General features: G+C 74.5%; 23 protein-coding genes. 14 read left to right on the top strand and 9 right to left on the bottom strand.

The window, feature by feature from the left end; genetic code table 11:
- Window positions 1-30: 30 nt before the first annotated feature.
- The gene (locus DQ241_RS00835; protein WP_113828189.1) at window positions 31-1,518 is read right to left on the bottom strand and encodes a CCA tRNA nucleotidyltransferase; all 1,488 of its coding nucleotides are present in this window, start codon (window positions 1,516-1,518) and stop codon (window positions 31-33) included.
- A 42-nt stretch (window positions 1,519-1,560) separates the two neighbouring features.
- On the opposite strand from DQ241_RS00835, the gene DQ241_RS00830 reads away from it, so the two are divergent.
- The 9 genes from DQ241_RS00830 (at window position 1,561) to DQ241_RS00790 (ending at window position 13,420) form a co-directional block, all read left to right on the top strand.
- A complete protein-coding gene (locus DQ241_RS00830) occupies window positions 1,561-2,037 on the top strand; it encodes an NUDIX hydrolase (RefSeq protein ID WP_113828187.1) in 477 nt (158 codons plus the stop codon).
- A complete protein-coding gene (locus tag DQ241_RS00825; protein WP_113828186.1) occupies window positions 2,034-4,418 on the top strand; it encodes a DUF6049 family protein in 2,385 nt (794 codons plus the stop codon). The genes DQ241_RS00830 and DQ241_RS00825 overlap by 4 nt, the downstream gene beginning before the upstream one ends.
- The gene (murJ, locus tag DQ241_RS00820; RefSeq protein ID WP_233492126.1) at window positions 4,415-6,442 is read left to right on the top strand and encodes a murein biosynthesis integral membrane protein MurJ; all 2,028 of its coding nucleotides are present in this window, start codon (window positions 4,415-4,417) and stop codon (window positions 6,440-6,442) included. Before DQ241_RS00825 ends, murJ begins: the two co-directional genes overlap by 4 nt.
- Window positions 6,443-6,522: 80 nt before the next feature.
- Window positions 6,523-8,226, top strand: coding sequence for a hypothetical protein (locus tag DQ241_RS00815; RefSeq protein WP_113828185.1), 1,704 nt, complete (start codon window positions 6,523-6,525; stop codon window positions 8,224-8,226).
- Window positions 8,227-8,298: 72 nt separating this feature from the next.
- Window positions 8,299-9,279 (top strand): thioredoxin-disulfide reductase, encoded by a 981-nt coding sequence (trxB, locus tag DQ241_RS00810; RefSeq protein WP_113828184.1) that lies wholly within the window; start codon window positions 8,299-8,301, stop codon window positions 9,277-9,279.
- A gap of 86 nt (window positions 9,280-9,365) precedes the next feature.
- A complete protein-coding gene (gene trxA / locus DQ241_RS00805; RefSeq protein ID WP_113828182.1) occupies window positions 9,366-9,695 on the top strand; it encodes a thioredoxin in 330 nt (109 codons plus the stop codon).
- 182 nt (window positions 9,696-9,877) lie between these two features.
- Entirely contained in the window at window positions 9,878-10,984 is a 1,107-nt protein-coding gene (locus tag DQ241_RS00800) for an N-acetylmuramoyl-L-alanine amidase (protein ID WP_233492124.1), read from the top strand.
- 25 nt (window positions 10,985-11,009) lie between these two features.
- Window positions 11,010-12,428 (top strand): PLP-dependent aminotransferase family protein, encoded by a 1,419-nt coding sequence (locus tag DQ241_RS00795; RefSeq protein ID WP_233492123.1) that lies wholly within the window; start codon window positions 11,010-11,012, stop codon window positions 12,426-12,428.
- Complete coding sequence (locus tag DQ241_RS00790; RefSeq protein ID WP_113828178.1) at window positions 12,425-13,420, top strand: D-alanine--D-alanine ligase; 996 nt, start codon at window positions 12,425-12,427, stop codon at window positions 13,418-13,420. The genes DQ241_RS00795 and DQ241_RS00790 overlap by 4 nt, the downstream gene beginning before the upstream one ends.
- Window positions 13,421-13,486: 66 nt before the next feature.
- On the opposite strand, the gene DQ241_RS00785 is transcribed toward DQ241_RS00790, so the two are convergent.
- The 8 genes from DQ241_RS00785 to rpmH form a co-directional block, all read right to left on the bottom strand.
- Window positions 13,487-14,536 carry a ParB/RepB/Spo0J family partition protein gene (locus DQ241_RS00785; protein ID WP_113828176.1) on the bottom strand — a complete coding sequence of 350 codons (1,050 nt, stop codon included), beginning with the start codon at window positions 14,534-14,536 and terminating at the stop codon, window positions 13,487-13,489.
- Window positions 14,537-14,561: 25 nt separating this feature from the next.
- Window positions 14,562-15,611 (bottom strand): ParA family protein, encoded by a 1,050-nt coding sequence (locus tag DQ241_RS00780; RefSeq protein WP_233492122.1) that lies wholly within the window; start codon window positions 15,609-15,611, stop codon window positions 14,562-14,564.
- A gap of 81 nt (window positions 15,612-15,692) precedes the next feature.
- Entirely contained in the window at window positions 15,693-16,310 is a 618-nt protein-coding gene (gene rsmG / locus DQ241_RS00775; protein WP_233492121.1) for a 16S rRNA (guanine(527)-N(7))-methyltransferase RsmG, read from the bottom strand.
- A gap of 44 nt (window positions 16,311-16,354) precedes the next feature.
- Window positions 16,355-16,942, bottom strand: a complete 588-nt coding sequence (locus DQ241_RS00770) for a protein jag (protein WP_113828172.1) — start codon at window positions 16,940-16,942, stop codon at window positions 16,355-16,357.
- A gap of 85 nt (window positions 16,943-17,027) precedes the next feature.
- Window positions 17,028-18,110 (bottom strand): membrane protein insertase YidC, encoded by a 1,083-nt coding sequence (gene yidC / locus DQ241_RS00765; RefSeq protein ID WP_113828170.1) that lies wholly within the window; start codon window positions 18,108-18,110, stop codon window positions 17,028-17,030.
- Complete coding sequence (gene yidD / locus DQ241_RS00760) at window positions 18,103-18,441, bottom strand: membrane protein insertion efficiency factor YidD (protein ID WP_113828168.1); 339 nt, start codon at window positions 18,439-18,441, stop codon at window positions 18,103-18,105. The genes yidC and yidD overlap by 8 nt, the downstream gene beginning before the upstream one ends.
- Complete coding sequence (rnpA, locus tag DQ241_RS00755) at window positions 18,438-18,821, bottom strand: ribonuclease P protein component (protein WP_113828166.1); 384 nt, start codon at window positions 18,819-18,821, stop codon at window positions 18,438-18,440. Before rnpA ends, yidD begins: the two co-directional genes overlap by 4 nt.
- A 1-nt stretch (window position 18,822) precedes the next feature.
- Window positions 18,823-18,960 (bottom strand): 50S ribosomal protein L34, encoded by a 138-nt coding sequence (rpmH, locus tag DQ241_RS00750; RefSeq protein WP_091930872.1) that lies wholly within the window; start codon window positions 18,958-18,960, stop codon window positions 18,823-18,825.
- A 660-nt stretch (window positions 18,961-19,620) separates the two neighbouring features.
- Here rpmH and dnaA point away from each other — a divergent pair.
- From dnaA to DQ241_RS00725, 5 genes are all read left to right on the top strand, one after another.
- A complete protein-coding gene (gene dnaA / locus DQ241_RS00745) occupies window positions 19,621-21,336 on the top strand; it encodes a chromosomal replication initiator protein DnaA (RefSeq protein ID WP_113828164.1) in 1,716 nt (571 codons plus the stop codon).
- An 821-nt stretch (window positions 21,337-22,157) separates the two neighbouring features.
- Window positions 22,158-23,315, top strand: a complete 1,158-nt coding sequence (dnaN, locus tag DQ241_RS00740; RefSeq protein WP_113828162.1) for a DNA polymerase III subunit beta — start codon at window positions 22,158-22,160, stop codon at window positions 23,313-23,315.
- A gap of 82 nt (window positions 23,316-23,397) precedes the next feature.
- On the top strand, window positions 23,398-24,330 hold the full coding sequence (gene gnd, locus DQ241_RS00735) for a phosphogluconate dehydrogenase (NAD(+)-dependent, decarboxylating) (RefSeq protein WP_113828160.1): 933 nt from the start codon (window positions 23,398-23,400) through the stop codon (window positions 24,328-24,330).
- A gap of 86 nt (window positions 24,331-24,416) precedes the next feature.
- Window positions 24,417-25,595 carry a DNA replication/repair protein RecF gene (gene recF / locus DQ241_RS00730; RefSeq protein ID WP_113828158.1) on the top strand — a complete coding sequence of 393 codons (1,179 nt, stop codon included), beginning with the start codon at window positions 24,417-24,419 and terminating at the stop codon, window positions 25,593-25,595.
- Complete coding sequence (locus DQ241_RS00725) at window positions 25,592-26,092, top strand: DUF721 domain-containing protein (protein WP_113828156.1); 501 nt, start codon at window positions 25,592-25,594, stop codon at window positions 26,090-26,092. Before recF ends, DQ241_RS00725 begins: the two co-directional genes overlap by 4 nt.
- Window position 26,093: the final 1 nt, after the last annotated feature.

Below are 26,093 nucleotides of genomic sequence, written 5' to 3'. Positions count from 1 at the left end.
GGCGAGCGCAGGTCCTCCACCCGGACGGGGTCACGCCTCCCGCTGCGCCCACCACTCGAGCAGCGCCGCCTCGGCCTCGTCGCGGTCCAGCGGGCCGCGCTCGAGGCGCAGGTCCTTGAGGAACCGCCACGCCCGGCCCACCTCGGGGCCGGGCTGCAGCCCCAGCAGCTCCATGATCGCGTTGCCGTCCAGGTCGGGCCGGACCCGCGCGAGGTCCTCGGCCTCCGACAGCACCGCGATCCGCTCCTCGAGCGAGTCGTAGGTCGCCGAGAGCGCCGCCGCCCGCTTGCGGTTGCGGGTCGTGCAGTCCGAGCGGACCAGCTTGTGCAGGCGCGGGAGCAGGTCGCCGGCATCGGTGACGTAGCGGCGGACCGCGGAGTCGGTCCACTCGCCGCGGCCGTAGCCGTGGAAGCGCAGGTGCAGGAAGGTCAGCCGGGAGACCGCCTCGACGACGTCCTTGGGGTACTTCAGCGCCAGCAGGCGCTTGCGGACGAGCTTGGCTCCCACCACCTCGTGGTGGTGGAAGGACACCCGGCCGCCGGCCTCGTGCCGGCGGGTGGCCGGCTTGCCGATGTCGTGCAGCAGCGCGGCCAGCCGGAGGACCAGGTCCGGCGACGGCGCCTCCGGGTCCGCCTTCTCCAGCGCGATCGCCTGGTCCAGGACGGTCAGCGAGTGGCTGTAGACGTCCTTGTGCTGGTGGTGCTCGTCGATCTCCATCCGCAGCGCGGGCAGCTCCGGCAGGACGACGTCGGCCAGCCCGGTGGCCACGAACAGCTCCAGCGCCGCGCGGGGGGAGTCCTGCAGCAGGGTCTTCGACAGCTCCGCCTGCACCCGCTCGGCGGTGATCCGGCCCAGCTCGCCGGAGAGGTCGGTCATCGCGCGGACGACGTCGTCGTCCGGGACCAGGTCGAGCTGGGCGACGAAGCGGACGGCGCGCAGCATGCGCAGCGGGTCGTCGGCGAAGGACTCCTCCGCCGCGCCGGGCGTGCGCAGCCGCCGGGCGAGCAGGTCGCCCAGCCCGCCGAAGGGGTCGGTGACTGTGCGGTCGGGCCCGAGCGAGACCGCCATGGCATTCACGGTGAAGTCGCGGCGGACCAGGTCGTCGACCAGCGAGCTGCCCCACGCCACCTCGGGGTTGCGCGACTCCCGGTCGTAGCGGTCCGCGCGGAAGGTGGTGATCTCCAGCCGGACGCCGCGCACCTCGGCCCCGACGGTGCCGAACGCGATGCCGGTGTTCCACGTGGAACCGGCCCAGCCGCGCAGGAGCTCCAGCGTCTGCTCGGGACGGGCGGAGGTGGTGACGTCGAGGTCGCCGGGCACCCCCGGCGCGCCGGACTGCGCGGCCAGCAGCGCGTCGCGCACCGACCCGCCGACGAGGTGGGCCTCGAACCCGGCGGCGGCGAAGCGTTCGCCCAGCTCGGCCAGCACGGGGGAGACGTCGACCAGCTCGCGGACCGTCTGCTGGACGGCAGGGGGCACCGGCTGCGGGGCCGGGCGACTCGGCGGGGTGGACGACACGACGGTCCAGAGTAGTTCCCGGTGTCGCGCTACCCTCCTGGCATGGCTGGGACGGGCGGGCGCGGGCGCCCCGGCCGCCGGTTGCGCCGGGTCGACGAGACCTCCGCCGGGGGCCTGGTGGTCGCCGACGACGGTGTGACCGGGCCGCGCGCCGCCCTCATCGGCCGGACGGACCGTCGCGGCCGGCTCCTCTGGTCGCTGCCCAAGGGGCACATCGAGGAGGGCGAGACGCCCGAGGACACCGCCGTCCGCGAGGTCGCGGAGGAGACCGGGATCATCGGCGAGGTCGTCGCCCCGCTCGGGATCATCGACTTCTGGTTCGTGGCCGACGGCCGCCGCGTGCACAAGACGGTGCACCACTTCCTGCTGCGCGCCATCGGCGGAGCCCTCTCCGACGCCGACGTCGAGGTCACCGAGGTCGCCTGGGTCCCGCTGGGCGAGCTCAGCGGCCGGCTGGCCTACGCCGACGAACGGGCGCTCGTGGAGCGGGCGCCCGGGCTGCTGGCCGACAGCGCGTGAGGCGGTCGGCTGCCGGTCGCGCCGGCGGCCGCCCCGCCGCCCCCGGTCCCGACGGTCCCCGCACCCGGCCGAGGGCGCTGCTCGGCGCCGCGACGCTGACCGCGGCGCTGGTCGCCGTCCCCGCCCTGGGCCCGGCGCCCGCGCAGGCGGCGCCGTCCGGGCCGCCCGACGTGCTGGCCGCCCCCGCCACCGCGGACACCGCGAGCACCGAGCGCCCGGTGCGGATCACGGTCAGCCGGTTCGAGCCCCGCACGATCACGCCGGGCTCGCTGATCACGGTCACCGGCACGCTCACCAACACCGGCTCCCAGCCGATCACCGGCCTGGCGCTGCGCCTCCAGCGCGGCGAGGTGCTCACGACGCGCGCCGAGCTCGCCGCCCTGGCGGAGGACCCGGACGGCGCGACGAGCGTCGTCCCCCGGTTCGAGCCCGTCGCCGAGGAGCTGGCCCCCGGCGAGGAGGTCAGCTTCACCTACACGCTGGACTCCGCACTCCTGCAGCTGGACCGCGACGGCGCCTACCCGGCACTGCTCAACGTCAACGGCACCGTCGACGGGGAGGAGCAGCGCGTCGGCGAGGTGTCCACGTTCGTCGTGCAGCAGCCCGTCCAGCCGACCCGGCGGACCGCCGTCGCCTGGCTGTGGCCGCTCACCGAGCGCTCGCACCGCACCGCCACCGGCACCTTCGCCGACGACGAGCTCGCCGCCGCCGTGCGCACCGACGGGCGGCTCGACCGCGCGCTCGCCGTGGTGGAGCGGCTGCCCGGCACGAGCGCACCCGGGGCGCCGGAGACCACGCCGGCCCTGCCGGTCACCCTGGCCGTCGACCCCGCGCTGGTCGAGGAGCTGCAGGTCATGGCCGCCGGCCCGTACGAGGTCGCGGGGTCGGGCACCAGCACGGGCACCGACGACGCCCGCGCCTTCCTCGAGCGGCTGCGCGCCGTCGCGGCGGTGCACCCGGTGGTCGCCCTGCCGTACGGGGACGTCGACGTCGACTCCCTGACCGCCGCCGGCCTCGGTCCGGTCGTCACCCGCAGCCTGCCCGGTACCCCGGAGGGCACCGCGCAGGGCCCGCCGGGGGAGCCGGCCGCGGAGTCGCCGGCGGCCACCACCTCGCCGGCAGAGGGCACCGGCACGGCCGCGGAGGAGACCGAGACCTTCGACGACGGCGCGGGCGCGCGGATCCTGGCCGACGCCCTGGACGTCGAGCCGCGCACCGACCTCGCGTGGGAGGCCGACGGCACGCTGCGGGCCGACTCCCTCGCCCTGCTCCAGGACGGCGGGATCGACCAGGTGGTCCTCGGCGCCGGTGGCCTGACCACCGGGGCATCGGCGGTCGGGACGGCGGACCCGACCGCCGCATCGGCCAGCACCGCCGGGCCGGTCGAGGTCCTGGTGGCCGATCCGGCGCTGGGCACGGTCGCCGGCTCCGGGCAGAGCACGGCGGGCGGACCGCGGATGGCGGAGCAGCGCTACCTCGCCGAGCTCGCCGTGCTGACGCAGCAGGCGCCGGAGGGCAGCGAGCAGACCGTGCTCGTGGCCCCGCCGCGCGACGTCGACGCCGGCCCCGACGACGTGGGCGCGATGATGGCCGACACCGCCTCGCTGACCTGGCTGCGCCCGGTCGACCTCGGCGCCCTCACCGGGGGGCCGCGCACCGAGGGCGGCGAGCTGGTCACCGCCGCCGACGCCGGAGGGCTGGACGCCGTGGGCCTGGCGGAGGTGGCCGAGCAGGTGGCCCGCCGCGACGACCTCGCCGCCGCCGTCGTCGGCGACGCCGGCACGGCGCTGGAGGCCTACGACGCGGCCGTCGCGCGCGGCACCTCGCTGGCCTGGCGCGCGGACCCCGAGGGTTTCCGGGCCGCCGCCGAGGACCTCGGGGACGCCCAGGACCGGCTGCGCGGCCGCGTCACGCTGCTGGCGCCGGCGGACGGCACGTACAGCCTCGCCTCGAGCGACGCCCCGCTGGTACTGACCGTCCGCAACGACCTGCCCTTCACCGTGCAGGTGCTGCTGGACGTCCGCGCCCGCGGGAACCGCGCGCTGTCCGTCGAGGACATCGGCGCGCAGACGCTCGCCCCGGGCCAGCGCGCCGTCCTCCAGGTGCCCACCGACCTGCGCCAGTCGGGCGGGTTCGCCGTCACGGCCCGGCTGACCACCCCCGCCGGCGGAGCGCTGGGCGAGCAGGTGCAGATGCAGGTCAAGAGCACCGCCTACGGCCCGATCTCGCTGATCATCACCTTCGGTGCGGCCGGCCTGCTCGGGCTGCTCTTCCTGCGCCGGCTGGTCACCTTCCTGCTCCGCCGGCGTCGCGCCAGGAGCGGGCAGCTGCCGCCGCAGGACGCCGGGGCCCCGCAGCCGCCCACGCGGAGCCCGGTGTGAGCACCCCACCCGACGACGAGCAGCGGCTGGACCAGCCGCCACCCCCACCGCCGGCAGCGCCGCGCCGGGGCGCCGGGGGAGCCCTGCCCCCGCCGCCCTACCGCGCCCGCCCACCGGCGGACGCGCCCTTCGCCGCGCCCGGGCAGGACTCCCGGCCGCCGCTGCCGCCGGTGCCGCCTCCGGTCCGCCGTCCGTCGCGGCCCGCGACGGGGCAGGGGCCGGCGACGCCGGACCCCGCGGCGACCCCGCCGCCCGCGCGGCCGGCACGGCCGCTCCCCCCGCTGCCGCCCCTGCGCCACCGGTGGGTGCCGGCCGCCGACGAGACCCAGGTCTTCCCGATGCCGGTGCTCCCGCCGGTGCCGCGCGCCCCGGAGGAGACCGACGAGGACGTCGAGTCCCGCGAGGAGCGCCCAGGGGCCAGCGGCGGGATCCTGCGCGCGGCGGGCACCATGGCCGTCGCGACGCTGGTCAGCCGGATCACCGGCCTGGCCCGCACGATGGTGCTGACCGCCGCGCTCGGCGTCGGCCTGGTGGGCGACGCCTACACCACCGCCAACACGCTGCCGAACATCGTCTACGAGCTGCTGCTGGGCGGCGTGCTCACCTCGGTGGTCGTGCCGCTGCTGGTGCGCGCCCAGGAACGGGACCGGGACGGCGGCGTGGCCTACGCGCAGCGGCTGGCCACGATCGCCATGGTCGGCCTGGTCCTGATGACCGCGCTCGCGATCGCGGCGGCGCCCCTGCTCACGGCGCTGTACGGCCTGCAGGAGGACCCGGAGCAGTACCGGCTGGCCAACTGGCTGGCCCGGATCCTGCTCGTGGAGATCGTCTTCTACGGCGTGGGTGCGCTGGCCCAGGCGGTGCTCAACTCCCGCGGCGTCTTCGGCCCGCCGGCCTGGGCGCCGGTGCTGAACAACGTCGTCGTCATCGCCACCGGCCTCGTCTTCATGCTGGCCGCGGGGCCCGGGGACCTGGACCCGCTCACCATCAGCCCCGGCCTGGTGTGGCTCCTCGCGGGCGGCACGACGCTCGGCATCGCCGTCCAGGCGCTCGTGCTGCTGCCCCTCCTCCGCAAGGCCGGCGTGCCGCTGCGGCCGCGGTGGGGGCTGCGCGAGACGGGGCTGCGCGAGGCGGGCACCCTGGGGCTCTGGGTGCTGGCCTACGTCGCGGTCAGCCAGGTCGGCGTCATCGTCGCGACCAACATCGCCAACGACGCGACGCGGGCCGGCGGCCTGGGGTCCCTCGCCTTCGCCAACGCGACCCTGCTGTTCCAGATGCCGTACGGGATCATCGGCGTCGCGCTGCTCACCGCCCTGGTGCCGCGGATGAGCCGGGCCGCGGCACGGGAGGACGTGGACGGCGTCGTGGCGGACCTGTCCCTGGGCACCCGGCTCTCGGCCCTGGGGCTGCTGCCGGTGACCGCTCTGCTCACCGTGCTGGGGCCGGCGGCCGCCGTCCTGCTCTTCGCGCGCGGGAACACCACGGTCGAGGACGCCGAGGGGATCGGCACCGCGTTGGCCATCGGCGCCTTCGGGCTGCTGCCCATGGCGGTCACGCTGCTGCAGCTGCGCGTCTTCTACGCCATGAAGGACGCCCGCACGCCCACGCTCATCCAGATGGGCATGGTCGCGGTCCGGGTGCCCCTGCTGCTGCTGGTGCCGGTCGTCGCCGAGCCCGACGACGTCGTCGCCGGCCTGATGCTGGTCACCAGCCTGACCTACGTCGCCGGGTGGGTCATCGGCGACGTCGCGCTGCGCCGGCGGCTGGGCCGGCTGCGCACGGCGGAGACGTTCGGCCCGCTGCTGCGCATCGCCGCGGCGTCGGTCGCTGCAGGCGTGCTCGGAAAGCTTGTCCTGATCGTGACCGATGACCTGCGCGGATCCGGGACGGCAGGGTCGCTCGTGACCCTGGTGCTCGGTACCGTGGTCATCGGCGCCGCGGCTCTCGCCGGGCTGGTGGTCGCCCGCGTCCCGGAGCTGCGCGAACCCCTGGAACGGATCAGGGCGCGGCTGGGGCGCGGATGACCGCCACGGGGGATGACGCGGCGCCGACGCCGGAGCGGTCGCGCCGGCGCAGGGAGCAGAACAGGGGGTCGACGTTGTCGATGGCATCGACGGTCACCGGCCTCCCCGAGCGCTACCGGCCTCTCGACGAGATCGGCCCCGAGGAGCACACCGAGACCGGTGTCATCCGCTGCTGGCGGGCCAAGGACCGCGTGCTCAACCGCGACGTCGCCATCCGCGTGCACACCCCGGCCGGGCCGGCCGCGCACGCCTGGATCACCCGCGCCCTGACCGCCGGTGGCCTGGCCACCCCCGCTCTGGCGATGGTCTACGACGCCTCCGAGGGGCGCGAGGACGGCGAGGACACCCCCGGTGGGGCCGCCTACGTGGTCAACGAGTGGATCGACGGCGAGACCCTCAGCGACCGCCTGGCCGCGGGCCCGCTGCCCGAGCGCGAGACCCGCACGCTGCTGCGCCGGCTCGCCGACGGCGTCGCCGAGGCCCACCGCGTCGGCCTGGCCGTGGGCGGGCTGACCCCCGACAACGTCGTCCTCCGCCCGAACGGGCTGGTCGGCCTGCGCGCGGTGCCGGCCGCCGACGGCAGCGTCGACGGCGACGTCCTCGCGCTCGGTGCGCTGCTCGAGGCCTGCCTGACCGGCCTGCGCCCGGGCGAGGCCGAGCCGCGGCCGCTGCAGGGCCCGTCCGACCTCGTGGCGCTCGCCCGCCGGGCGCGCTCCACCGATCCCGCCTCGGGGCTGTCCAGCGTGGCCGCCATGGCGGCGATCCTGGCGGAGCGGCCGCGCCCCGCCGTCGCCGGATCCCGCCCGGAGCCGGCGCGGGGCGGGTCCACCCGCGTCGAGGAGGACCCCGACGCCGGCTGGCTGCGCAAGCTCAAGGACCGCCGTACCGACACGCCCTCGGCCCAGGAGCCGGTGCGGCTCGACCCCCAGACGCTCCCTCCCGTCCCCCCGGTCCGACCGGTCACCGCCGACGGCGGCCCGCTCCCCGCGGCCGCGCTCGGGGGTGACACCGTGGCGGCCGGCAGCGTCACACCCGTCGCCGGCGCCTACGCCCGCCCCCGCGGCGGCGCGGCGGACCACGCCGGCGCGTTCCCCGACGTCCCGCGCGGGCCCGACACCGGCTCCAGCGCCATCGACGACACCGACGACGGTCGCCGGCACAAGGCGGTGGTCATCGGCCTGCCCCTGCTGGCGCTGCTCGTCGTGATCGGCCTGGCGTGGTGGGTCGGCAGCAACGTCCTCTCGGTCGCGGGCTCGGTGGACCAGGGCTCCACGCCGTCGGCCCAGGCCCCGAGCAGCTCCGTGCCGGCCGAGGACGGCGCGGAGGTCGCCGCCGGTGAGCCCGCTGCGATCTCCGCCGCCGACGTCTTCGACCCCGAGGGCGACGGCGAGCCCGAGAACGACGGCGACGTCCCGCTCACCTTCGACGGGGACCCCTCCACCGCGTGGTCCACGCTGACGTACCGGGGATCACCGGCCTTCGGCAACCTCAAGCCCGGCGTCGGCATCGTCTACGACCTGGGCGAGGCCCGATCCCTGGCCGGCGTCACCGTCCAGAGCCCGGTCCCCGGCGCCACCGTCGAGATCCGGACCGCGGACGCGGTCGGCGGCTCGCTGGACGACTTCGACCCCGCCGCCTCCGGCACGCTCGAGGACAGCACCGACCTCGCCTTCGACGAGGCGGTCGAGGCCCGCTACGTGCTGCTGTGGATCACCGGGCTGGTCGACGGGGCCGACGGGTTCTCCGCCGAGATCGGCGAGGTCACCGTCACCACTGCCGGCTGAGGCAGGGGGAATGCGCGCCCTAGGATCCTCGTTGTGCCGCCCGTGAGTGACTTCCCGACCCCTGGCCCCGCCGTGACGACGGAGGAGATCACCGATCCGGTGATCCCGCCGGCCGAGCACGACGGCGTCCGCGACCTGATCATCATCGGGTCCGGGCCGGCCGGGTACACCGCCGCGGTCTACGCGGCCCGCGCCAACCTGCACCCGCTGGTCCTCGAGGGCTCGCAGTTCGGCGGCGCCCTGATGACCACCACCGAGGTGGAGAACTTCCCCGGGTTCCCCGAGGGGATCCAGGGCCCGCAGCTGATGGACGACATGCGCACCCAGGCGGAGAAGTTCGGCGCCGAGCTGGTGGCGCGCGACGTCACCGAGGTCGACCTGACCGCCACCCCCAAGATCGTCAAGGTCGGCGACGAGGTGCACCGGGCGCACGCGGTCATCGTCGCCACCGGGTCGAAGTACCGGTACCTGGGCCTGGAGAACGAGCAGCGGCTGCTCGGCCGCGGCGTCTCCGCCTGCGCGACCTGCGACGGCTTCTTCTTCCGCGACCAGGACATCGCCGTCGTGGGGGGCGGTGACTCCGCGATGGAGGAGGCCACCTTCCTCACCCGCTTCGCGAAGAGCGTGACCGTGGTCCACCGCCGCGAGGAGCTGCGCGCCTCGAAGATCATGCAGAAGCGCGCGCAGGACAACGAGAAGATCCGCTGGGCGCTCGGCAAGCAGGTCACCGAGGTGCACGGCGACTCCACCGTGAACGCGGTCGAGCTCACCGACACCGCGACCGGCGCCACCGAGACCCTCCCGGTCAGCGGCCTGTTCGTCGCCATCGGCCACGATCCCCGCAGCGAGCTGTTCGCCGGCCAGCTGAAGCTGGACGACGAGGGTTACATCCAGGTGGAGCACCCGACCACGCGCACCAGCATCGACGGCGTCTTCGCCTGCGGTGACGTCGTGGACCACATCTACCGCCAGGCCATCACCTCGGCGGGCACCGGCGCAGCGGCGGCCATCGACGCCGAGCGCTGGCTGGCCGAGACGTTCGACGAGCGCTGAACCGCCCGCGACCGGGGCATAAGACCACCCGCCCGCCGGTTGCACCGGTGGGTACGACGAGCCACTCGAACACAGGGAGAACGACCATGGCAGGCAACACCGTGACGGTCACCGACGCCAGCTTCGCCAGCGACGTGCTGGGCAGCGACAAGCCGGTGCTCGTGGACTTCTGGGCCGAGTGGTGCGGGCCGTGCAAGATGGTCGCCCCGGTGCTCGAGGAGATCGCCGCCGAGCACAAGGACAAGCTCACGATCGCGAAGCTCAACATCGACGAGAACCCGCAGATCGCCCGCGACTACCAGGTCATGTCGATCCCGACCATGACGGTGTTCCAGGGCGGCAAGCCGGTCAAGAGCATCATCGGTGCCAAGCCCAAGGGTGCGATCCTCAACGACCTCGCCGACTACATCGCCTGAGCTCTCCCCCGGAGCAGCGCACGCTCGGTGACCGCGGGCCCACCTGTCCACCCGGACCGGTGGGCCCGCGCCCGTTCCGGGGACCCCGACGGGCCGAGCGCACGGGGTAGGCGGACAATCGACGGACGATGGGAAGCGACAGCCGCATGCAGCCCCTGAGGCTCGGGGACCGTGGACCGGCGGTGGCCGACGTGCACGCGGGCCTGCGCAGCCTGGGGCTGCTGCCGGGCGACGACGGGCCGGAGGCCGACGGCGCCCTGGAGACCGCCGAGTTCGACGCCGCCACCGAGCTGGCGGTGCGCCACTTCCAGCAGGTGCGCGGGCTGTCGGTCGACGGCCGGGTCGGCGACGAGACGTACCGGGCGCTCAACGAGGCGCGCTGGTCGCTGGCTGACCGGCTGCTGCACCACGACCCGGAGCGCCCGACCCGCGGCGACGACGTCATCACCCTCCAGGAGCGGTTGCACGAGCTCGGTTACGACGCCGGCCCCGTCGACGGCGTCTTCGGGCCCGAGACCGAGGTGGGCCTGCGTGCCTTCCAACGCGACTACGGGCTGACCTCGGACGGCACCTGCGGGCCCGCGACCTTCCGCGCGCTGCGCCAGCTGGGCCGCAAGGTCACCGGCGGCCGCCCGCAGCTCCTGCGGCAGAGCGCCTCGTTCGTCGACAGCGGGCCGCACCTGATCGGGCGCCGCATCGTCGTCGACCCCGGGCACGGCGGCACCGATCCCGGCAACACCGCGGGCGAGACCACCGAGGCCGATCTCGTGTTCGACCTGGCGTCGCGCATCGAGGGCCGGCTGGCGGCGGCCGGGGCCACCGTCTACCTCACCCGGGGGCGCGACCAGAACCCCACCGCCGCCGAGCGCACCCGCTTCGCCAACGACGCCCGGGCCGACCTCTTCGTCTCCCTGCACCTGGACGCGCACGCCTCCGAGCACGCCCGCGGCGTGGCCAGCTACTACTACGGCACGGGGTCCGGGGCGTCGTCCACCGTGGGCGAGCAGTTCGCCAACCTCGCCCGGCGCGAGGTCGTCGCGCGCACCGGGATGCTGGACCTCGGATCGCACCCCAAGACGTGGGACCTGCTGCGGATGACCCGCATGCCCACCGTCCGGCTGGACTGCGGGTACCTCTCCCACCCGGTCGACCGGCTGCTGCTGCTCGACGCCCGCGTGCGCAGCGCGATGGCGCAGGCCGTCCTGGCCGCCGTCCAGCGGCTCTTCCTGCCGGCCGACGCCGATCCGCCGACCGGCACCTTCGACCTGCCCGCTGGTCTCAAGGCCTGAGGACCCCCGGCCTACACTGCTGAGGGTGGTCACCCCCCCGTCCGGCACGCCTGCCGGTTCCGGTCAGCCGGGGACGCACCTGAGCACAGGTGCGCACCCCCACGTCGTCCCGCGTCACCCGCGGCTGGACCCGCTGGCCGACCGCTACGCAGCACGGACGCACGGGATGCAGGCCTCCGAGATCCGGGCGCTGTTCTCGGTCGTGAGCCGCCCCGAGGTGGTCTCCCTCGCCGGTGGCATGCCCGCCGTCACCGCCCTCCCCCTCGACGCCGTGGGCTCGATGATCGGCGAGCTGGTGTCCGGCATGGGGGCGCAGACCCTGCAGTACGGCTCCGGGCAGGGCGACCCGCGGCTGCGCGAGCGGATCTGCGACGTCATGGCCCTCGAGGGCATCCACGACGCCTCGCCCAGCGAGGTCGTCGTCACCGTGGGGTCCCAGCAGGGCCTGGACCTGGTCACCCGCGTCTTCTGCGACCCCGGTGACGTCGTCCTCGCCGAGGGCCCGTCCTACGTCGGCGCGCTCGGCGTCTTCCAGGCCGCCCAGGCCCGCGTCCGGCACGTCGCCATGGACGACGACGGGCTCATCCCCGAGGCGCTGGAGGAGGCGCTGGCCGACTGCCGCGCCAACGGCGACCGGGTGAAGTTCCTCTACACCGTGCCGAACTTCCACAACCCGGCCGGCGTGACGCTCTCCGAGGAGCGCCGCGAGGCGGTCATGGCCATCGCCGAGAAGCACGACCTGCTGATCATCGAGGACAACCCGTACGGTCTGCTGGGCTTCGAGCAGGAGCCGCTGCGCGCGCTGCGGGCCCGCAACAGCCAGCGGGTCATCTACCTGGGCTCGTTCTCCAAGACGTTCTCTCCCGGGCTGCGCGTGGGCTGGGTCCTGGCGCCGCTGGCCGTGCGGGAGAAGCTGGTCCTGGCCACCGAGGCGCAGGTGCTGTGCCCGCCGTCGCTCACCCAGTACGCCGTCGCCCGGTACCTGGACACCCAGCCGTGGCGCGAGCAGATCAAGATCTTCGCCGAGCTGTACCGCGAGCGCCGGGACGCCGCCCTGGATTCCCTGGCCGCCCTCATGCCCGCCGGCACCGCGTGGACCCAGCCGCAGGGCGGCTTCTACGTGTGGCTCAAGCTGCCGCACGGCCTGGACGCCAAGCGCATGCAGCCCCGCGCGGTCGGCGCGCACGTCGCCTACGTGCCCGGCATCGGCTTCTTCGCCGACGGCAACGGCCGCGAGTTCATGCGCCTGTCCTACTGCTACCCGGAGCCCGACCAGATCCGCGAGGGCGTGCGCCGGCTGGCCCGCGTCATCGAGGCCGAGCTGGACCTGCACTCCACCTTCGACCAGGTCGACACCGGCTCGTTCCGCGCCATCACGCCCGGCCACGATGCCGAATCCATCGTCGGCCCGGCCAACAGCGACACCTACGAGGACGGCCGATGAGCGAGACCGCCCCTGCACCCGAGCCGGCCGCCGCGGCCGACGCGCCCCCGCTGCGCGCCGTCGTCCTGGCCGGCGGGCTGACCTTCGAGCGGGAGGTCAGCCTCTCCTCGGGGACCCAGGTGGTGGAGGGGCTGACCCGCGCCGGGATCGACGCCGAGCTCCGCGACGCCGATGCCGAGCTGCTGCCCGGGCTGGCCGCCGCTCCCGCCGACGCGGTCTTCATCGCCCTGCACGGCGCGACGGGGGAGGACGGCGCCCTGCGGGCGGTCCTGGACCTGGCCGGCGTGCCGTACGTCGGCTCGGCGGCGGCCGCGTGCCGCCTCGCCTGGGACAAGCCGGCCGCCAAGTCGGTCGTCCGCTCCGCCGGGATCACCACGCCGGACTGGGTGGCGCTGCCGCACAGCACCTTCCGGGAGCTGGGTGCCGGCGCCGTCCTGGACCTGATGGTGGCCCGGCTCGGCCTGCCGCTCATGGTCAAGCCGGCCTCGGGCGGCTCGGCGCTGGGCGTGCAGAAGGTCAGCCGGGTCGAGGACCTGCCCGCGGCGATGGTGAGCTGCTTCGCCTACGGCGACACCGTGATGGTCGAGCGGTACGTGGAGGGCGTCGAGGTGGCCCTCGCCGTGGTGGACCTCGGCGACGGACCGCAGGCGCTGCCCGCCGTGGAGATCGAACCGGAGTCGGGGGTCTTCGACTACAGCTCCCGCTACACCCCCGGCCTCACCGAGTACCACGCGCCTGCCCGGCTGGACGAGGACGTCGCCCGCCGCGCGGCCGAGCTGGCCGTGCGGGTGCACGAGGTCCTCGGCCTGGCCGACCTCTCCCGCACGGACGCGATCATCACGCCCGACGGCGAGGTGCACTTCCTCGAGGTGAACGTCTCGCCCGGGCTCACCGAGACGTCGATGTTCCCGATGGCGGTCGAGGCGGCCGGGTTCGAACTCGGCGAGGTGCTCGCGCGACTGCTCGCGAACCGGGCCGGACGCAGCCGCTAGCGCACCACGCACACGGGCCCGGTTGCGTCAGTGACGCAACCGGGCCCGTGTCCGTGGTGGAGGTGCTCAGGCCTCCGGGCGGCGACCGGTGATCTCCGGGGCCATGACACCGATGATCCGCTGCAGGTCGTCGACCGATCCGAACTCGACGACGATCTTGCCCTTGGACCGCCCGATCTGGATCTTGACCTTGGTCTCGAACATGTCGGACAGCCGGGAGCCGAGCTCCTCGACCCCGGGAGCGCTGATCCGGCGGGTGCGGCGCTTGGCCACCGGCTCCTCGGCGGCGGCCATGGCGACGGCCTCCTCGGTGGCGCGCACCGACATGCCCTCGGCCACGATGCGGGTGGCCAGCGCGTCCTGCTTCTCCGGGTCGGAGAGGCCGAGCAGCGCACGGGCGTGGCCCGCGGAGATGACGCCGGCGGCGACCCGCGTCTGCACCTTCACCGGCAGCTTCATCAGCCGGATGGTGTTGGTGACCTGGGAGCGGCTGCGGCCGATCCGGCTGGCCAGCTCCTCGTGGGTGGCGCCGAACTCCTCCAGCAGCTGCTGGTAGGCGGCGGCCTCCTCCAGCGGGTTGAGCTGGACCCGGTGGATGTTCTCCAGCAGGGCATCGCGCAGCATCGCGTCGTCGGTGGTGTCGCGGACGATCGCCGGGACCGTGTCCAGGCCCGCCGCCTTCGAGGCCCGGAGCCGGCGCTCGCCCATGATGAGCTCGTACCGCCCGCCGGGGACCTCGCGGACGACGATCGGCTGGAGCAGGCCGAACTCGCGGACGCTGTGCGTCAGCTCGTCGAGCGCCTCGTCGTCGAAGACCTGGCGGGGCTGCTTCGGGTTCGGGACGACGTCGTCGACGGCGACCTCCCGCAGCTGGGCGCCGGGGACGCCGAGCGCCTCGTCGCCGGCCGCCGCCGGGGGAGCGGGAGCCGGCGGCGGGGGGACCAGGCTGACCGGGGACGCCGGCGGCTGCGCGTCGTCCGCCTCCCGGGTGCCGCCCGCCGGCTCCTGCGCGGCCGGCGCCGGGGCCGGCACCGCCGGGGAGGTCGCCGGGGTGGGGGCGGGACCGGTCGGGATGAGGGCTGCCAGCCCCCGGCCCAGTCCGCCGCGCTTGCTCATGGCTGCTCCTCGTCGACGATCGCGCTCACTGGCTGTCCTGCGGGCCCGGGACGCTGCCCTCGGCCACGGCGAACGCCGCGGCCGGCACCCCGCCCGGGGTGGTCATGCGGTCGAGCGGCTCCAGCCCGACGCCGCGCTGGGCGAGCTCCCGGGCCGCCTCGACGTAGCTGGTCGAGCCCCGCGACCCGGGGTCGTAGGTGAGGACCGACTGGCCGTACCCCGGCGCCTCGGACACCCGGACGTTGCGGGGGATGACAGCCTGCAGCACCAGCTCGCCGAAGTGGTTGCGCACCTCGTCGGCCACCTGGTCGGCGAGCTTGGTCCGCCCGTCGTACATCGTCAGCAGGATGGTGCGCACCGCGATGCCGGGGTTGAGGTGCTGGCGCACCAGGTCGATGTTGTTGAGCAGCTGCCCCAGGCCCTCGAGCGCGTAGTACTCGCACTGGATGGGGATGAGCACCTCGTCGCCGGCCACCAGCGCGTTCAGCGTCAGCAGGCCCAGCGACGGCGGGCAGTCGATGAGGACGTACTGCGGACGCCGCTCCGGGGGGAGCGCGGCGATGTAGCCCTCGATCGCGCGGCGCAGCCGGTGCTCGCGGGCCACGACGGAGACCAGCTCGATCTCCGCGCCGGCCAGGTCGATCGTCGCCGGGACGCACAGCAGGTTCGGGCTGGCGGTGGTCGGGTGCACGACCTCGGTGAGCGTGCTGTCACCGACCAGGGCGTCGTAGATCGACGGGGTGCCGACGGTGTGGTCGACGCCGAGGGCGGTGCTCGCGTTGCCCTGCGGATCGAGGTCGATGACCAGCGTGCGGAGCCCGTAGAGCGCGAGCGCCACCCCGAGGTTCACCGTCGACGTCGTCTTGCCGACGCCGCCCTTCTGGTTGGCCACGGTGATGACGCGGATCCGGCCGGGCGCCGGGAACGGGTCCTGGTCGGCCGCGTGCAGCACACGGGTGGCCCGCAGCGCCTCCATGGCGATGGGGCTGTCGAAGTCCGCCATCCCACCCGACGCCGAGGTCGACGACTGGTCAGCGGCGAGACTGCTCCGCAGCCGCTCGCCCGGGTCGGTCATCGCGGGTCCTCCCTGGTGCGTTTCACGTGGAACGGATCGGGCATCGGCACCTGTTCCACGTGGAACAGCTTAGGGACCCCGTCAGCGCCCGCCGCGCGTCATCACGACCACGGTAGTGGCAGCGTCGCCCAGGGACGCACCGACCGCGCGCGGGTGGATGTCGCGCATGCCGGCGCGCTCGAGCTCGGGGAGCATCCCCGGCAGCTCCTCGACCGCGCGGGCGCCGACGAGGGCGACCAGCTGGGTCCCCGGCCGGAGGAGGCCGCGGCACCAGCCGACGAGCCGGGGGAGCGGTGCCACGGCCCGCGCGGTCACCACGTCGACGGGGCCGACGGCGGTGACGACCGAGCGCTCCTCGGCACGACCCCGCAGCACCCGCCAGGGCCGCGGGCCGAGCGCCGCGACCGCCTCCTCCAGGAACTCGACGCGCCGCGCCATGGGCTCGACCAGGGTGAGGGCGATGTCCGGCCGGGCCAGCCCCAGCGGGATACCCGGCAGCCCGGCACCGCTGCCGACGTCCACCACGCGAGCGCCCTGCGGCACCGCGTCGGCGACCGCGGCGGAGTTCAGCACGTGCCGCTCCCACAACCGCGGCACCTCGCGCGGGCCGATCAGCCCGCGGACGACACCGTCGGTGGCGAGCAGCTCGACGTAGGCCCGAGTCGCCTGCAGCCCGTCCCCGAACACCTCCTCCGCCACGGGCGGCGGGGGAGGAGGTGCGGCGTTCGGGGCGTCCGGGCCGGTCACTTGTCGGGCAGGACCACGACGCGCCGGTTGGGCTCCTCGCCCTCCGACTCGCTGTGCACGCCGGCGACGGAGGCGATGACGTCGTGGACGACCTTGCGCTCGAACGGGTTCATCGGGCTGAGCCGCTCGGGCTGGCCGCTGCTGGCCACCCGCTTGGCGGTCTCACCGGCGAGCGCCGAGAGGTCGGACTTGCGGCGGGCGCGGAAACCACCGACGTCGAGCATGAGGCGGCTGCGCACCCCGGTGGACTGGGCGACGGCGAGCCGGGTGAGCTCCTGCAGCGCCTCCAGGGTCGCGCCGTCCGGGCCGATGAGGTCGTTCAGCCGGCCGCCGACGATGGCGACCGACGCCCGGTCACCCTCCACGTCGAGGTCGATGTCGCCGTCGACGTCGAGGATGTCGAGCAGGCGCTCGAGGTAGTCGCCGGCCACGTCGCCCTCGCGGACGAGCAGGTCGTCACCACCGGCCCCACCCGTCACGGGCGCCTCGACGTCGACCTCCTCGAGGAGCGCGTCGTCGCCGGTGACGTCGGCGTCGGGAAGCGACGGTTCACGGGTGCTGCTGGGCTGCTGCGGGGCACTCACGGGAGCTCCTCCAGTATCGGTCGGTCGTCCGGGCAGTCCCGGTGGTCGGTGCCCGGACGACGGATCGTCCGGGGGTGCGCGCCGGTCAGCGGCGCTTGCGCTTGCCCCGGTTGGCCGGCCCCTGGCCGGCCTTGCTGGAGCCGGAGCCGGTGCCGCGGGGCCCGTTGCCCGCGCGACCGCCACCGGACGCCGGCGGCTGGCCGTTGGCGGCCTCGGGGGAGACGCTGCCCTCCGGTGCGACGCCGTCCTGGCCGGCGGTCGGCTGCGCGGCGGGGCGGCCCTGCTTCGGGCGGACGGGCTTGGCACCCGGCTTGGGCGCGAGCGCCTTGGGGTCGATGGCCGGCTTGTCGGCCGCGGCCTTCGCCAGGGCGGCGGGGGAGCCGGGCGGCGGCATCTTGCGCAGGACGAAGAACTGCTGACCCAGGGTCCACAGGTTGTTCGTCATCCAGTAGATGAGGACGCCGATCGGGAAGATGAAGCCGGAGACGAAGAGGCTGGCCGGCACGCCGTAGAGCATCAGCTTCTGCACCATCGCGGCCTGGCCCTCGACCGGACCCGAGCGGCGCATGATCTGCTTCTGCGTGATGTACGTCGTGACGCACATGATCACGATCAGCGCGAAGGCGACGATGCGGATCGTGCTGTAGCTGGCGATCTCGAGGATCGCCTGCTCCTTCTCGCCGCTCATGTTGAACGACGCGGAGATCGGCGCACCGAAGAGCTTCGCCCGCGCGGCCTGGTCGGTCAGCTCGTCGGTCCAGCTGTACAGGCCCTCCTTGTCCGGGGCCAGCCGGCGCAGGACGTGGAAGAGCGACAGGAAGACCGGGATCTGCGGGAGGATCGGCAGGCAGCCGGCCAGCGGGTTGACGCCGCGCTCCTTGAACAGCGCCTGCTGCGCGACGGCCATGCCCTGGCGGTCGCTGCCGTACTGCTTGCGCAGCTTCTGCAGCTCCGGCTGGAGCTCCTGCATCGCGCGCTGCGACTTGATCTGCTTCACGAACAGCGGGAAGAGGATCAGCCGGATGGTGACGACCAGGAACACGATGGCCAGCACCCAGGCCAGGCCGGCGAGGCCGGTCTCGGCCGCCGGGTCACCGAAGACGAAGTTCCACAGCGAGTGCCAGCGCGCCATGACCCACGAGATGGCGGTGTAGAGCCAGTCAAGCAACGGTGTTCTCCTCGGTCGCCCGGCTCGGGGCCGGCGGGGTGGCGCGATGGGGACGGGACGGCGCGGGCACGCACGGCACCGCAGTGCTCGACGCTCGGCCGACGTCCCGGGTTCCGGGGGCCGGGGGCACGAAGTCGACGCCGCCCGGGTGCCAGGGCGCGCACTTGACCAGCCGGCGCAGGGCCAGCCAGCTGCCGCGGCCCGCGCCGTGCAGGGCGATCGCCTCGGCGGCGTAGGCGCTGCAGGTGGGCGTGAAACGGCAGCGCGGCGGGAGCGCGGGGCTGACGGCGCGCGAGTAGAAGCCGATGACGGCGAGCAGCAGGCGCTTCACCGGGAACGTCCCAGCAGCCGGTCCAGGCCGGCGGCGAGATCGCGGCGCAGCAGCGCGGAGTCGGCGTCGGCCGCCTCGGGCCGGGCGCGGACCACCAGATCTGCGGAGGCGGGGAGGCGGTGCAGCTCCTCCCGCACGGCGGCGCGCAGCCGGCGGGTCACCCGGTGGCGGACCACCGAGTTCCCGACGGCCCGGCCCACCACGAAACCGGCCCGTGCACCGGCCGGCCGCTCCTCGCGGGAGGCGGGAGCGCCGGCCGGCTGCGCGGGCCGTTCGGGGAGGAAGTGGAGCACCATGGTCGGTCGCCCGGCGCGGCGACCGGACCGGACGACCGCGGTGAACTCCGGGCGCCGGCGCAGGCGTGCCTGCGCGGGCAACACCTCAGGCGGAGAGCTTCTCGCGGCCCTTGCGCCGACGGGTGGCGAGGATCGCCCGGCCGGCACGGGTGCGCATGCGGAGCCGGAAGCCGTGGGTCTTGGACCGGCGACGGTTGTTCGGCTGGAACGTGCGCTTGCTCACGAGGTACTCCCACTACACGATCGGCGATGCGTGACCGCCGGTGGGCGGACGCGCTCGGGGTGCCGCTGGGCCCGGCGGATGCCGCGCCCCGGTGCCCCCGGAAGCTGGATTTCGCGCGGCCGGCGACCCGCTGGCGCTGCCCGGCACGAGGCGGGCATGGCAGCAGGAGCCGTCCACGACTCCCGCCAGCATAGCCGAGGGAACGGCGATGACGGCGGCCGGGCGGAACCCGACCGCTCATGGTCCCCCCGTCCGGGGCCGACCACGCAGCGGCGCGCCGACCGACGCACCGGTCCGACGCGCCAGGACCGTCGCCGCCGTCGTTGCCGGGCTGTGGACGGGGCTGTTAGCGTCGCCGTCGCTCCGCCTCGGGCCACAGGGTCCGGGAGCGCGGGCCGCCCCCGATCGGTCAGCCGACCGCCGAACCACCCGGAACCACCGCGGACGGGCCGCTGACCAGCAGCGATGCTGGCCGCGTCCTCCTCCGCTGCAGCACCCGCTCCCCTCTGCCTCCGGCCGTGCACAGCCTGTGGACACTGGTGTGGACGTCGTGCGTCCCCACATCCACAGCGGGGCACTGACGGGTGGACGCGCGGGCAGGCAGGGCGGGACGGGCGGACCGGGACACCGGGGTCGACAGCATCGGGAAGGACGAACGGCATGGCGGACGCCACGCTGGACCTGGCCACGGCCTGGGACCAGATCCGCGAGCGGCTGGCCACCAGCCTCTCGCCGCAGCAGAACGCCATGCTGAACCTGACCCGGCCGCTGGGCCTGGTCGAGGACACCGCCGTGCTGGCCGCGCCCAACGAGTTCACCCAGACCGTGCTCGAGTCGCGCATGCGCCGGGTGCTCGCCGAGGCCCTCTCCGAGCAGTTCGGCCGCGACATCCGCGTCGCCGTCCAGCTCGAGGACGCGCCGCCGGCCCCCGCGGAGCCGGAGGAGGAGGCCCCGACCCGCCGCCCGTGGTCGGCCGCCGAGGCGCAGCGCGCCGAGGAGGACCAGGCCACCCGCGACCGGGCCGACGACGGGCGCAGCGCGTTCGGCGTGCGCACCGACGTCGTCGGCACCGCCCCCTGGGACCGCGACGAGAACCCGGTGCGCGGCTCCGAGGTGCGCGAGCTGCGGCCGGTGGACGGCCCCCGGCCGCCGGTGGACCGCGGCGCCCCGGAGGACTGGAGCACCACCACGTGGGGGGCCGGGGCCACCGAGCCCGAGGAGAGCACCCCCGCCGACGTCCTCCCCTTCGACCTCGGCGGATCCGGCGGGGCCGATCAGCGCGGCGGGCGCGGGGGCGCGCCGCGCGGGCGGCGGCCCGAGAGCGGCCGGCCGGCCGGCCTGGACCCGGGCCTGAACCCCAAGTACGTCTTCGACAGCTTCGTCATCGGCAACAGCAACCGGTTCGCCCACGCGGCCGCCGTCGCCGTCGCCGAGGCGCCGGCCCGGGCCTACAACCCGCTGTTCATCTACGGCGAGTCGGGGTTGGGCAAGACGCACCTGCTGCACGCGATCGGCCACTACGCGGCGCGGATGTTCCCCAACGTGAAGGTGCGCTACGTCAGCACCGAGGAGTTCACCAACGAGTTCATCAACCTGGTGCACTCCGGCCGGGCCGAGGACTTCCGCCGCCGCTACCGCGACATCGACTTCCTGCTGATCGACGACATCCAGTTCCTGGAGCGCGCCGAGCGGACGCAGGAGGAGTTCTTCCACACCTTCAACACGCTGCACAACGCCAGCAAGCAGATCGTCATCACCTCCGACCGCGCGCCGAAGAAGCTGACGACGCTGGAGGACCGGCTGCGCACCCGGTTCGAGTGGGGCCTGATCACCGATGTCCAGGCCCCCGACCTCGAGACCCGCATCGCCATCCTCCGCAAGAAGGCGTGGGGCGAGCGGCTGCAGGTGCCCGACGCGGTGCTGGAGTTCATCGCCAGCAAGGTGCAGACCAACATCCGCGAGCTCGAGGGCGCGCTGATCCGGGTGACCGCGTTCGCGTCGCTGAACAAGCAGCAGGTGGACCTGCCGCTGGCCGAGCTGGTGCTCAAGGACCTGATCAGCGACGAGCAGGGCCCGCAGATCACCGCCGCGATCATCATGGCGGCGACCGCGGAGTACTTCTCCGTGACGATGGAGGAGCTGCAGGGCTCCAACCGCAGCCGCACGCTGGTCAACGCCCGGCAGATCGCGATGTACCTGTGCCGCGAGCTGACCGAGCTGTCGCTGCCCCGCATCGGTGCCTCGTTCGGCGGCAAGGACCACACCACGGTCATGCACGCCGTCAAGAAGATCACCAACCTGATGAGCGAGCGCCGGGCCACCTACACCCAGGTGACCGAGCTGACCGCACGCATCAAGAGCCGCGCCCGCCAGTAGCAGCGGCGGCTCTCCACGCGGCGCCCGCGCCACCCGGTGCCCTCCCGCAGGACCTCCGGCCGGCCGCCGCGCCCGGGTTGCGCGCCGTCGTCGATCCACCGCCTCGCAGGTCGACATGTCGTCGTCCACAGCTGTGCGGAACCCCGTGGACAGCGGAAACCCTGGTCGGACGCGTCGGACGCCGGTCACCGGCCGGCCATCCCGTCGACACGTCGAGAAGTTGTCCCCAGGAATGTGCACAGCTTGGGGAGATCTCGTGTGCCCCAGGTCACGATCGGTAGCCCCACCCCGCTCGCCGACGAGCGGCCCGTCGGCGACCCCTGCGCAACGCTCGCCGCTGACCTGCGGTTTCCCCGTTCCACCTGACAGTCGTCCCGTGCCGGCCGACGTGCTGCCGCATCGTGCACACCGCATGGGGACGCGCAGGGGGTGGACGGGGGACGGGACGTGGACGACCGGCCGACCCGGTGCACAACCGTCGAGATGTCCACGTGTCGACAACAGGCGGACGCCGACCACCCACAGCGGGCCAACAGCCCGGATCGGGCGCTGACCTGCACGAAGGGCCCCGATCCCCAGCTTCCACACCAGTGATGACGAGGATGAGGGAGTTAGACCAGGAATTTCTCGAACCACATTCAGGGTGGGGACGCTGCGCTGGGAGGGGCTCGGCAGCCCATCGAGGGACGGGGTTTCCCCCGAGGGCACAGCAACAGGCACGATGAGCACCGCAACGGAGCCGGACCCCAGCGGTCGACGGCTCCGCCGGTGCGCGGACATCACGTGCGCGAGGCAGAGACAGAGCAGGGGTGGGTCGAGAGATGAAGTTCCGGGTGGCACGAGAGGTGCTCGCCGACGCGGTGGCGTGGACGGCGCGCAGCCTGCCGCCGCGGCCGTCGGTGCCGGTCCTCGCCGGCATCCTGCTCGAGGTCGACGGGAGCCAGCTGTCGGTCTCCGGCTTCGACTACGAGGTCTCCGCGCGCGCCGAGGTGGACGTGCAGGCGACCGAGAGCGGCCGCGTCCTCGTTCCCGGCCGGCTGCTGGCCGAGATCACCCGTGCCCTGCCGCCGCACCCGGTCGACGTGACCGCCGACGGCCCGCGCCTGGCCATCACCTGCGGCAACGCGCGCTTCAGCCTGCCGACCCTGCCGGTCGAGGACTACCCGTCCCTCCCGTCGATGCCGTCGTCCGCCGGTGTGGTGGACAGCGACGTCTTCGCCGAGGCCGTCTCCCAGGTGGCGGTGGCCGCCGGTCGCGACGACACGCTGCCGATGCTGACCGGTGTGCGGCTGGAGATCGAGGGCGATCTGATCACCCTCGCCGCGACCGACCGCTACCGGCTGGCGGTCCGCGAGTTCGCCTGGCGCCCGCAGACCTCCGGCATCTCCGCGGCGGTCCTCGTGCCCGCGCGCACGCTGGCCGACGCCGCCAAGACGCTCACCAGCGGGCCCGAGATCACCGTCTCCCTCTCCTCCGGGAGCTCCGGCGAGGGCATCCTCGGCCTCTCGGGCAAGGACCGGCAGACCACCACCCGGCTGCTGGACGCCGAGTTCGTGAAGTACCGGGCGATCATGCCCACGGAGTCCGCGGCCAACGCGACGCTGCCCGTCGGCCTGTTCACCGACGCCGCCAAGCGCGTCGCCCTGGTCGCCGAGCGCGGCACCCCGCTGCGCTGCGAGTTCACCCCGGGCCAGGTGACGCTGCGGGCCGGTGGCACCGACGACGAGGGCCAGGCCGAGGAGCGCTGCGACGTCGACTTCGACGGCGAGCCGCTGACCATCGGCTTCAACCCGACTTTCCTGCTCGACGGGCTGGCCGCGGTGCACACCGAGCGCGCCCGGATGGACTTCACCAGCCCGCTCAAGCCCGCGGTGCTCTCCGGCGTGGAGGAGCCGCCGGCCGACGACGAGGCCGCCAGGCCGGCCGAGCGCCCGGGCAGCTACCGCTACCTGATCATGCCGGTACGCCTTCCCGGCTGAAAAGGGACCACGCGTGTCAGGACAGCGCCGCCCGGGCACCGCGCAGCAGGACCTCGCAACCGTTCGACGAGAGGACAACACCGTGCAGCTGGGGCTGATCGGGCTGGGCAAGATGGGCGGCAACATGGCCGAGCGGGTCCGCCGCGCCGGTCACGAGGTGGTCGGCTACGACCGCTCGCCGGGGAAGCGGGACGTCGACAGCCTGCCCGCGCTGGTCGAGGCGCTGTCCGCGCCCCGCGTCGTCTGGGTGATGGTGCCCGCCGGCGACCCGACCCGGGAGACCGTCAAGGAGCTGGCCGAGCTGCTCGAGCCCGGCGACGTGATCGTCGACGGCGGCAACTCCAAGTACACCGACGACCAGGTGCACGACGTGCTGTGCCGCGAGAAGGGCATCGGCTACGTCGACGCCGGCGTCTCCGGCGGGGTGTGGGGCCTGGAGAACGGCTACGCCCTCATGGTCGGCGGCAGCAAGGACGACGTCGCCAAGGTGCAGCCGGTCTTCGACGCGCTCAAGCCGCCGGCGCCGGTCGACGAGTCGGGTCAGGAGCTGCCCGCGGCGGGCTTCGTGCACGCCGGGCCGGTGGGTGCGGGCCACTTCAGCAAGATGGTCCACAACGGCATCGAGTACGCGATGATGCAGGCCTACGGCGAGGGCTACGAGCTGCTGGCCGCCGTCGACCTCATCGAGGACGTGCCCGGCGTCGTCCGCTCCTGGACGCAGGGCACGGTCATCCGCTCCTGGCTGCTGGACCTGCTGGTGCGCGCGCTGGACGAGGACCCTGCCCTCGAGCGGGTCCGGGGCTACGCGGAGGACTCCGGCGAGGGCCGGTGGACCGTGGAGCAGGCGATCGAGAACGCCGTCCCGATGCCGACCATCGCGGCGTCGCTGTTCGCACGGTTCGTCTCGCGCCAGGACGACTCGCCGACCATGAAGGCCGTCGCCGCGCTGCGCAACCAGTTCGGCGGGCACGCGGTGCGCGCGGTGCAGGCCCAGGAGGTCGAGCGCCCCGCGTAGAGGACCACCCATCCCCCCACGCCTCGCACGCTCGGCGCGGGCCCCTGAAGGGTGGCCGTTCCAGCACGTCACCACGGAGGGCCTCGTTGTACGTCCGCCACCTGCAGGTCGGCGACTTCCGCAGCTGGGAGCGGGTGGACCTGGCGCTCCAGCCGGGCCCGACGGTGCTCGTCGGCCGCAACGGCGAGGGCAAGACCAACCTCGTCGAGGCGGTCGGCTACCTGGCCACGATGGGCAGCCACCGGGTGTCCGGCGATGCCCCGCTGGTGCGGCACGGCGCGAGCCAGGCCGTCGTCCGCGCCGCGTTGCGCCGGGGCGACCGGGAGCTCCTGGTGGAGATCGAGATCAACCCCGGCCGGGCCAACCGGGTGCGGGTGAACCGGGCGCCGCTGCAGCGGCCGCGGGACCTGCTGGGGATGGTGCGCACGGTCCTGTTCGCGCCGGAGGACCTCACCCTGGTCCGCGGCGACCCCACCGAGCGGCGTCGTTTCCTCGACGAGCTGCTGGTCAGCCGCACGCCTCGGCTGGCCGGGGTGCGCGCCGACTACGACCGGGTGCTCAAGCAGCGCAACGCCCTGCTGAAGACCGCCCGGATGGCGCGCGGCAAGGCGATCGAGACCCTCGACGTCTGGGACGGCCACCTCACCGACCTCGGCGGGCAGCTCCTGGCCGCCCGGCTCGGGCTGGTCGCCGACCTGGCCCCGCACCTCGCCGAGGCCTACGCGGGCGTGGCCGGCGAGGGAGCGGCACCGGCCGCGCTGGGCTACTCCTCGACCGTGCCGGCGGCCGGGGACGGGACGGCGCTGGTTCCCGGCGCGGAGCTGCCGACGGCGGCGGCGCTCACCACGGCGATGCGCGAGCGGGTCGCCGAGCGGCGCGGGGACGAGCTGGACCGGGGCATGACCCTGGTCGGCCCGCACCGCGACGACCTGGTCATCCACCTCGGCCCGGCCCCGGCGAAGGGGTTCGCCAGCCACGGGGAGTCGTGGTCCCTGGCGCTGGGGCTGAAGCTCGCGACGTTCGCGCTCTTGAGGAGCGACGGCGAGGACCCCATCCTGGTGCTGGACGACGTCTTCGCCACCCTCGACGCCGAACGGCGGGCCGCGCTCGCCGCGGTGGCGCGGTCGGCGGAGCAGACGCTCATCACCGCCGCGGTCCTCGACGACGTGCCGCCCGAGCTGCGGGGGGCGCGGGTCGAGGTCGGCGACGGCCGGGCGGTGCTCGTCCGCGAGGGCAGCCCGGTCGGGGAGGGGAGTGCGCCGTGAGCGAGGAGCGCCCGGCCCGGCCCAGCGACATCGCCCGCGCGGCGCTGGAGGCGGCGCGCGCGGCGTCGGCGGCGCGGCCCAAGCCCACCCGCCGCCGCATCGCCGGTCCCCGGCGGACCTGGAGCGGGCCCCGGCCCGGCGCCGACGACCCCCAGCCGCTCGGTCGGCTGGTCGACTCCCTGATCAGCCAGCAGGACTGGTCCGAGCGCACCCGGGTGGGCTCGGTGTTCGGCCGGTGGGAGGCGCTGGTCGGTCCGGAGATCTCCGCGCACTGCGCGCCGCAGAGCCTCACCGAGGGAGAGCTGCTGGTCGTGGCCGAGTCGACGGCGTGGGCCACCCAGCTGCGGCTGCTCGCGCCCACCATCCTCGGCAAGCTGCGGGCCCAGGTCGGCGGGGACGTCGTGACGACCTTGCGCGTTGTCGGTCCGACGGCCCCGAGCTGGAAGAAGGGTCCGCGCTCCGTGCGCGGGCGGGGGCCGCGGGACACGTACGGATAGG

This window comes from Blastococcus sp. TF02A-30, from assembly GCF_003319185.1.
Taxonomy (GTDB): Bacteria; Actinomycetota; Actinomycetes; order Mycobacteriales; family Geodermatophilaceae; genus Blastococcus.
The sequence above is the reverse complement of the archived record's forward strand: the minus strand, read 5'-3'. Positions and strand labels throughout refer to the sequence as shown.

Excerpts from the sequence above, each read along its gene's own strand:
- dnaA (WP_113828164.1), top strand. The coding sequence starts at position 19,621 with ATGGCGGACGCCACGCTGGACCTGGCCACGGCCTGGGACCAGATCCGC.
- DQ241_RS00790 (WP_113828178.1), top strand. The coding sequence starts at position 12,425 with ATGAGCGAGACCGCCCCTGCACCCGAGCCGGCCGCCGCGGCCGACGCG.
- trxA (WP_113828182.1), top strand. The coding sequence starts at position 9,366 with ATGGCAGGCAACACCGTGACGGTCACCGACGCCAGCTTCGCCAGCGAC.
- dnaN (WP_113828162.1), top strand. The coding sequence starts at position 22,158 with ATGAAGTTCCGGGTGGCACGAGAGGTGCTCGCCGACGCGGTGGCGTGG.
- DQ241_RS00780 (WP_233492122.1), bottom strand. The coding sequence starts at position 15,611 with ATGACCGACCCGGGCGAGCGGCTGCGGAGCAGTCTCGCCGCTGACCAG.
- DQ241_RS00785 (WP_113828176.1), bottom strand. The coding sequence starts at position 14,536 with ATGAGCAAGCGCGGCGGACTGGGCCGGGGGCTGGCAGCCCTCATCCCG.
- DQ241_RS00815 (WP_113828185.1), top strand. The coding sequence starts at position 6,523 with ATGGCATCGACGGTCACCGGCCTCCCCGAGCGCTACCGGCCTCTCGAC.
- DQ241_RS00830 (WP_113828187.1), top strand. The coding sequence starts at position 1,561 with ATGGCTGGGACGGGCGGGCGCGGGCGCCCCGGCCGCCGGTTGCGCCGG.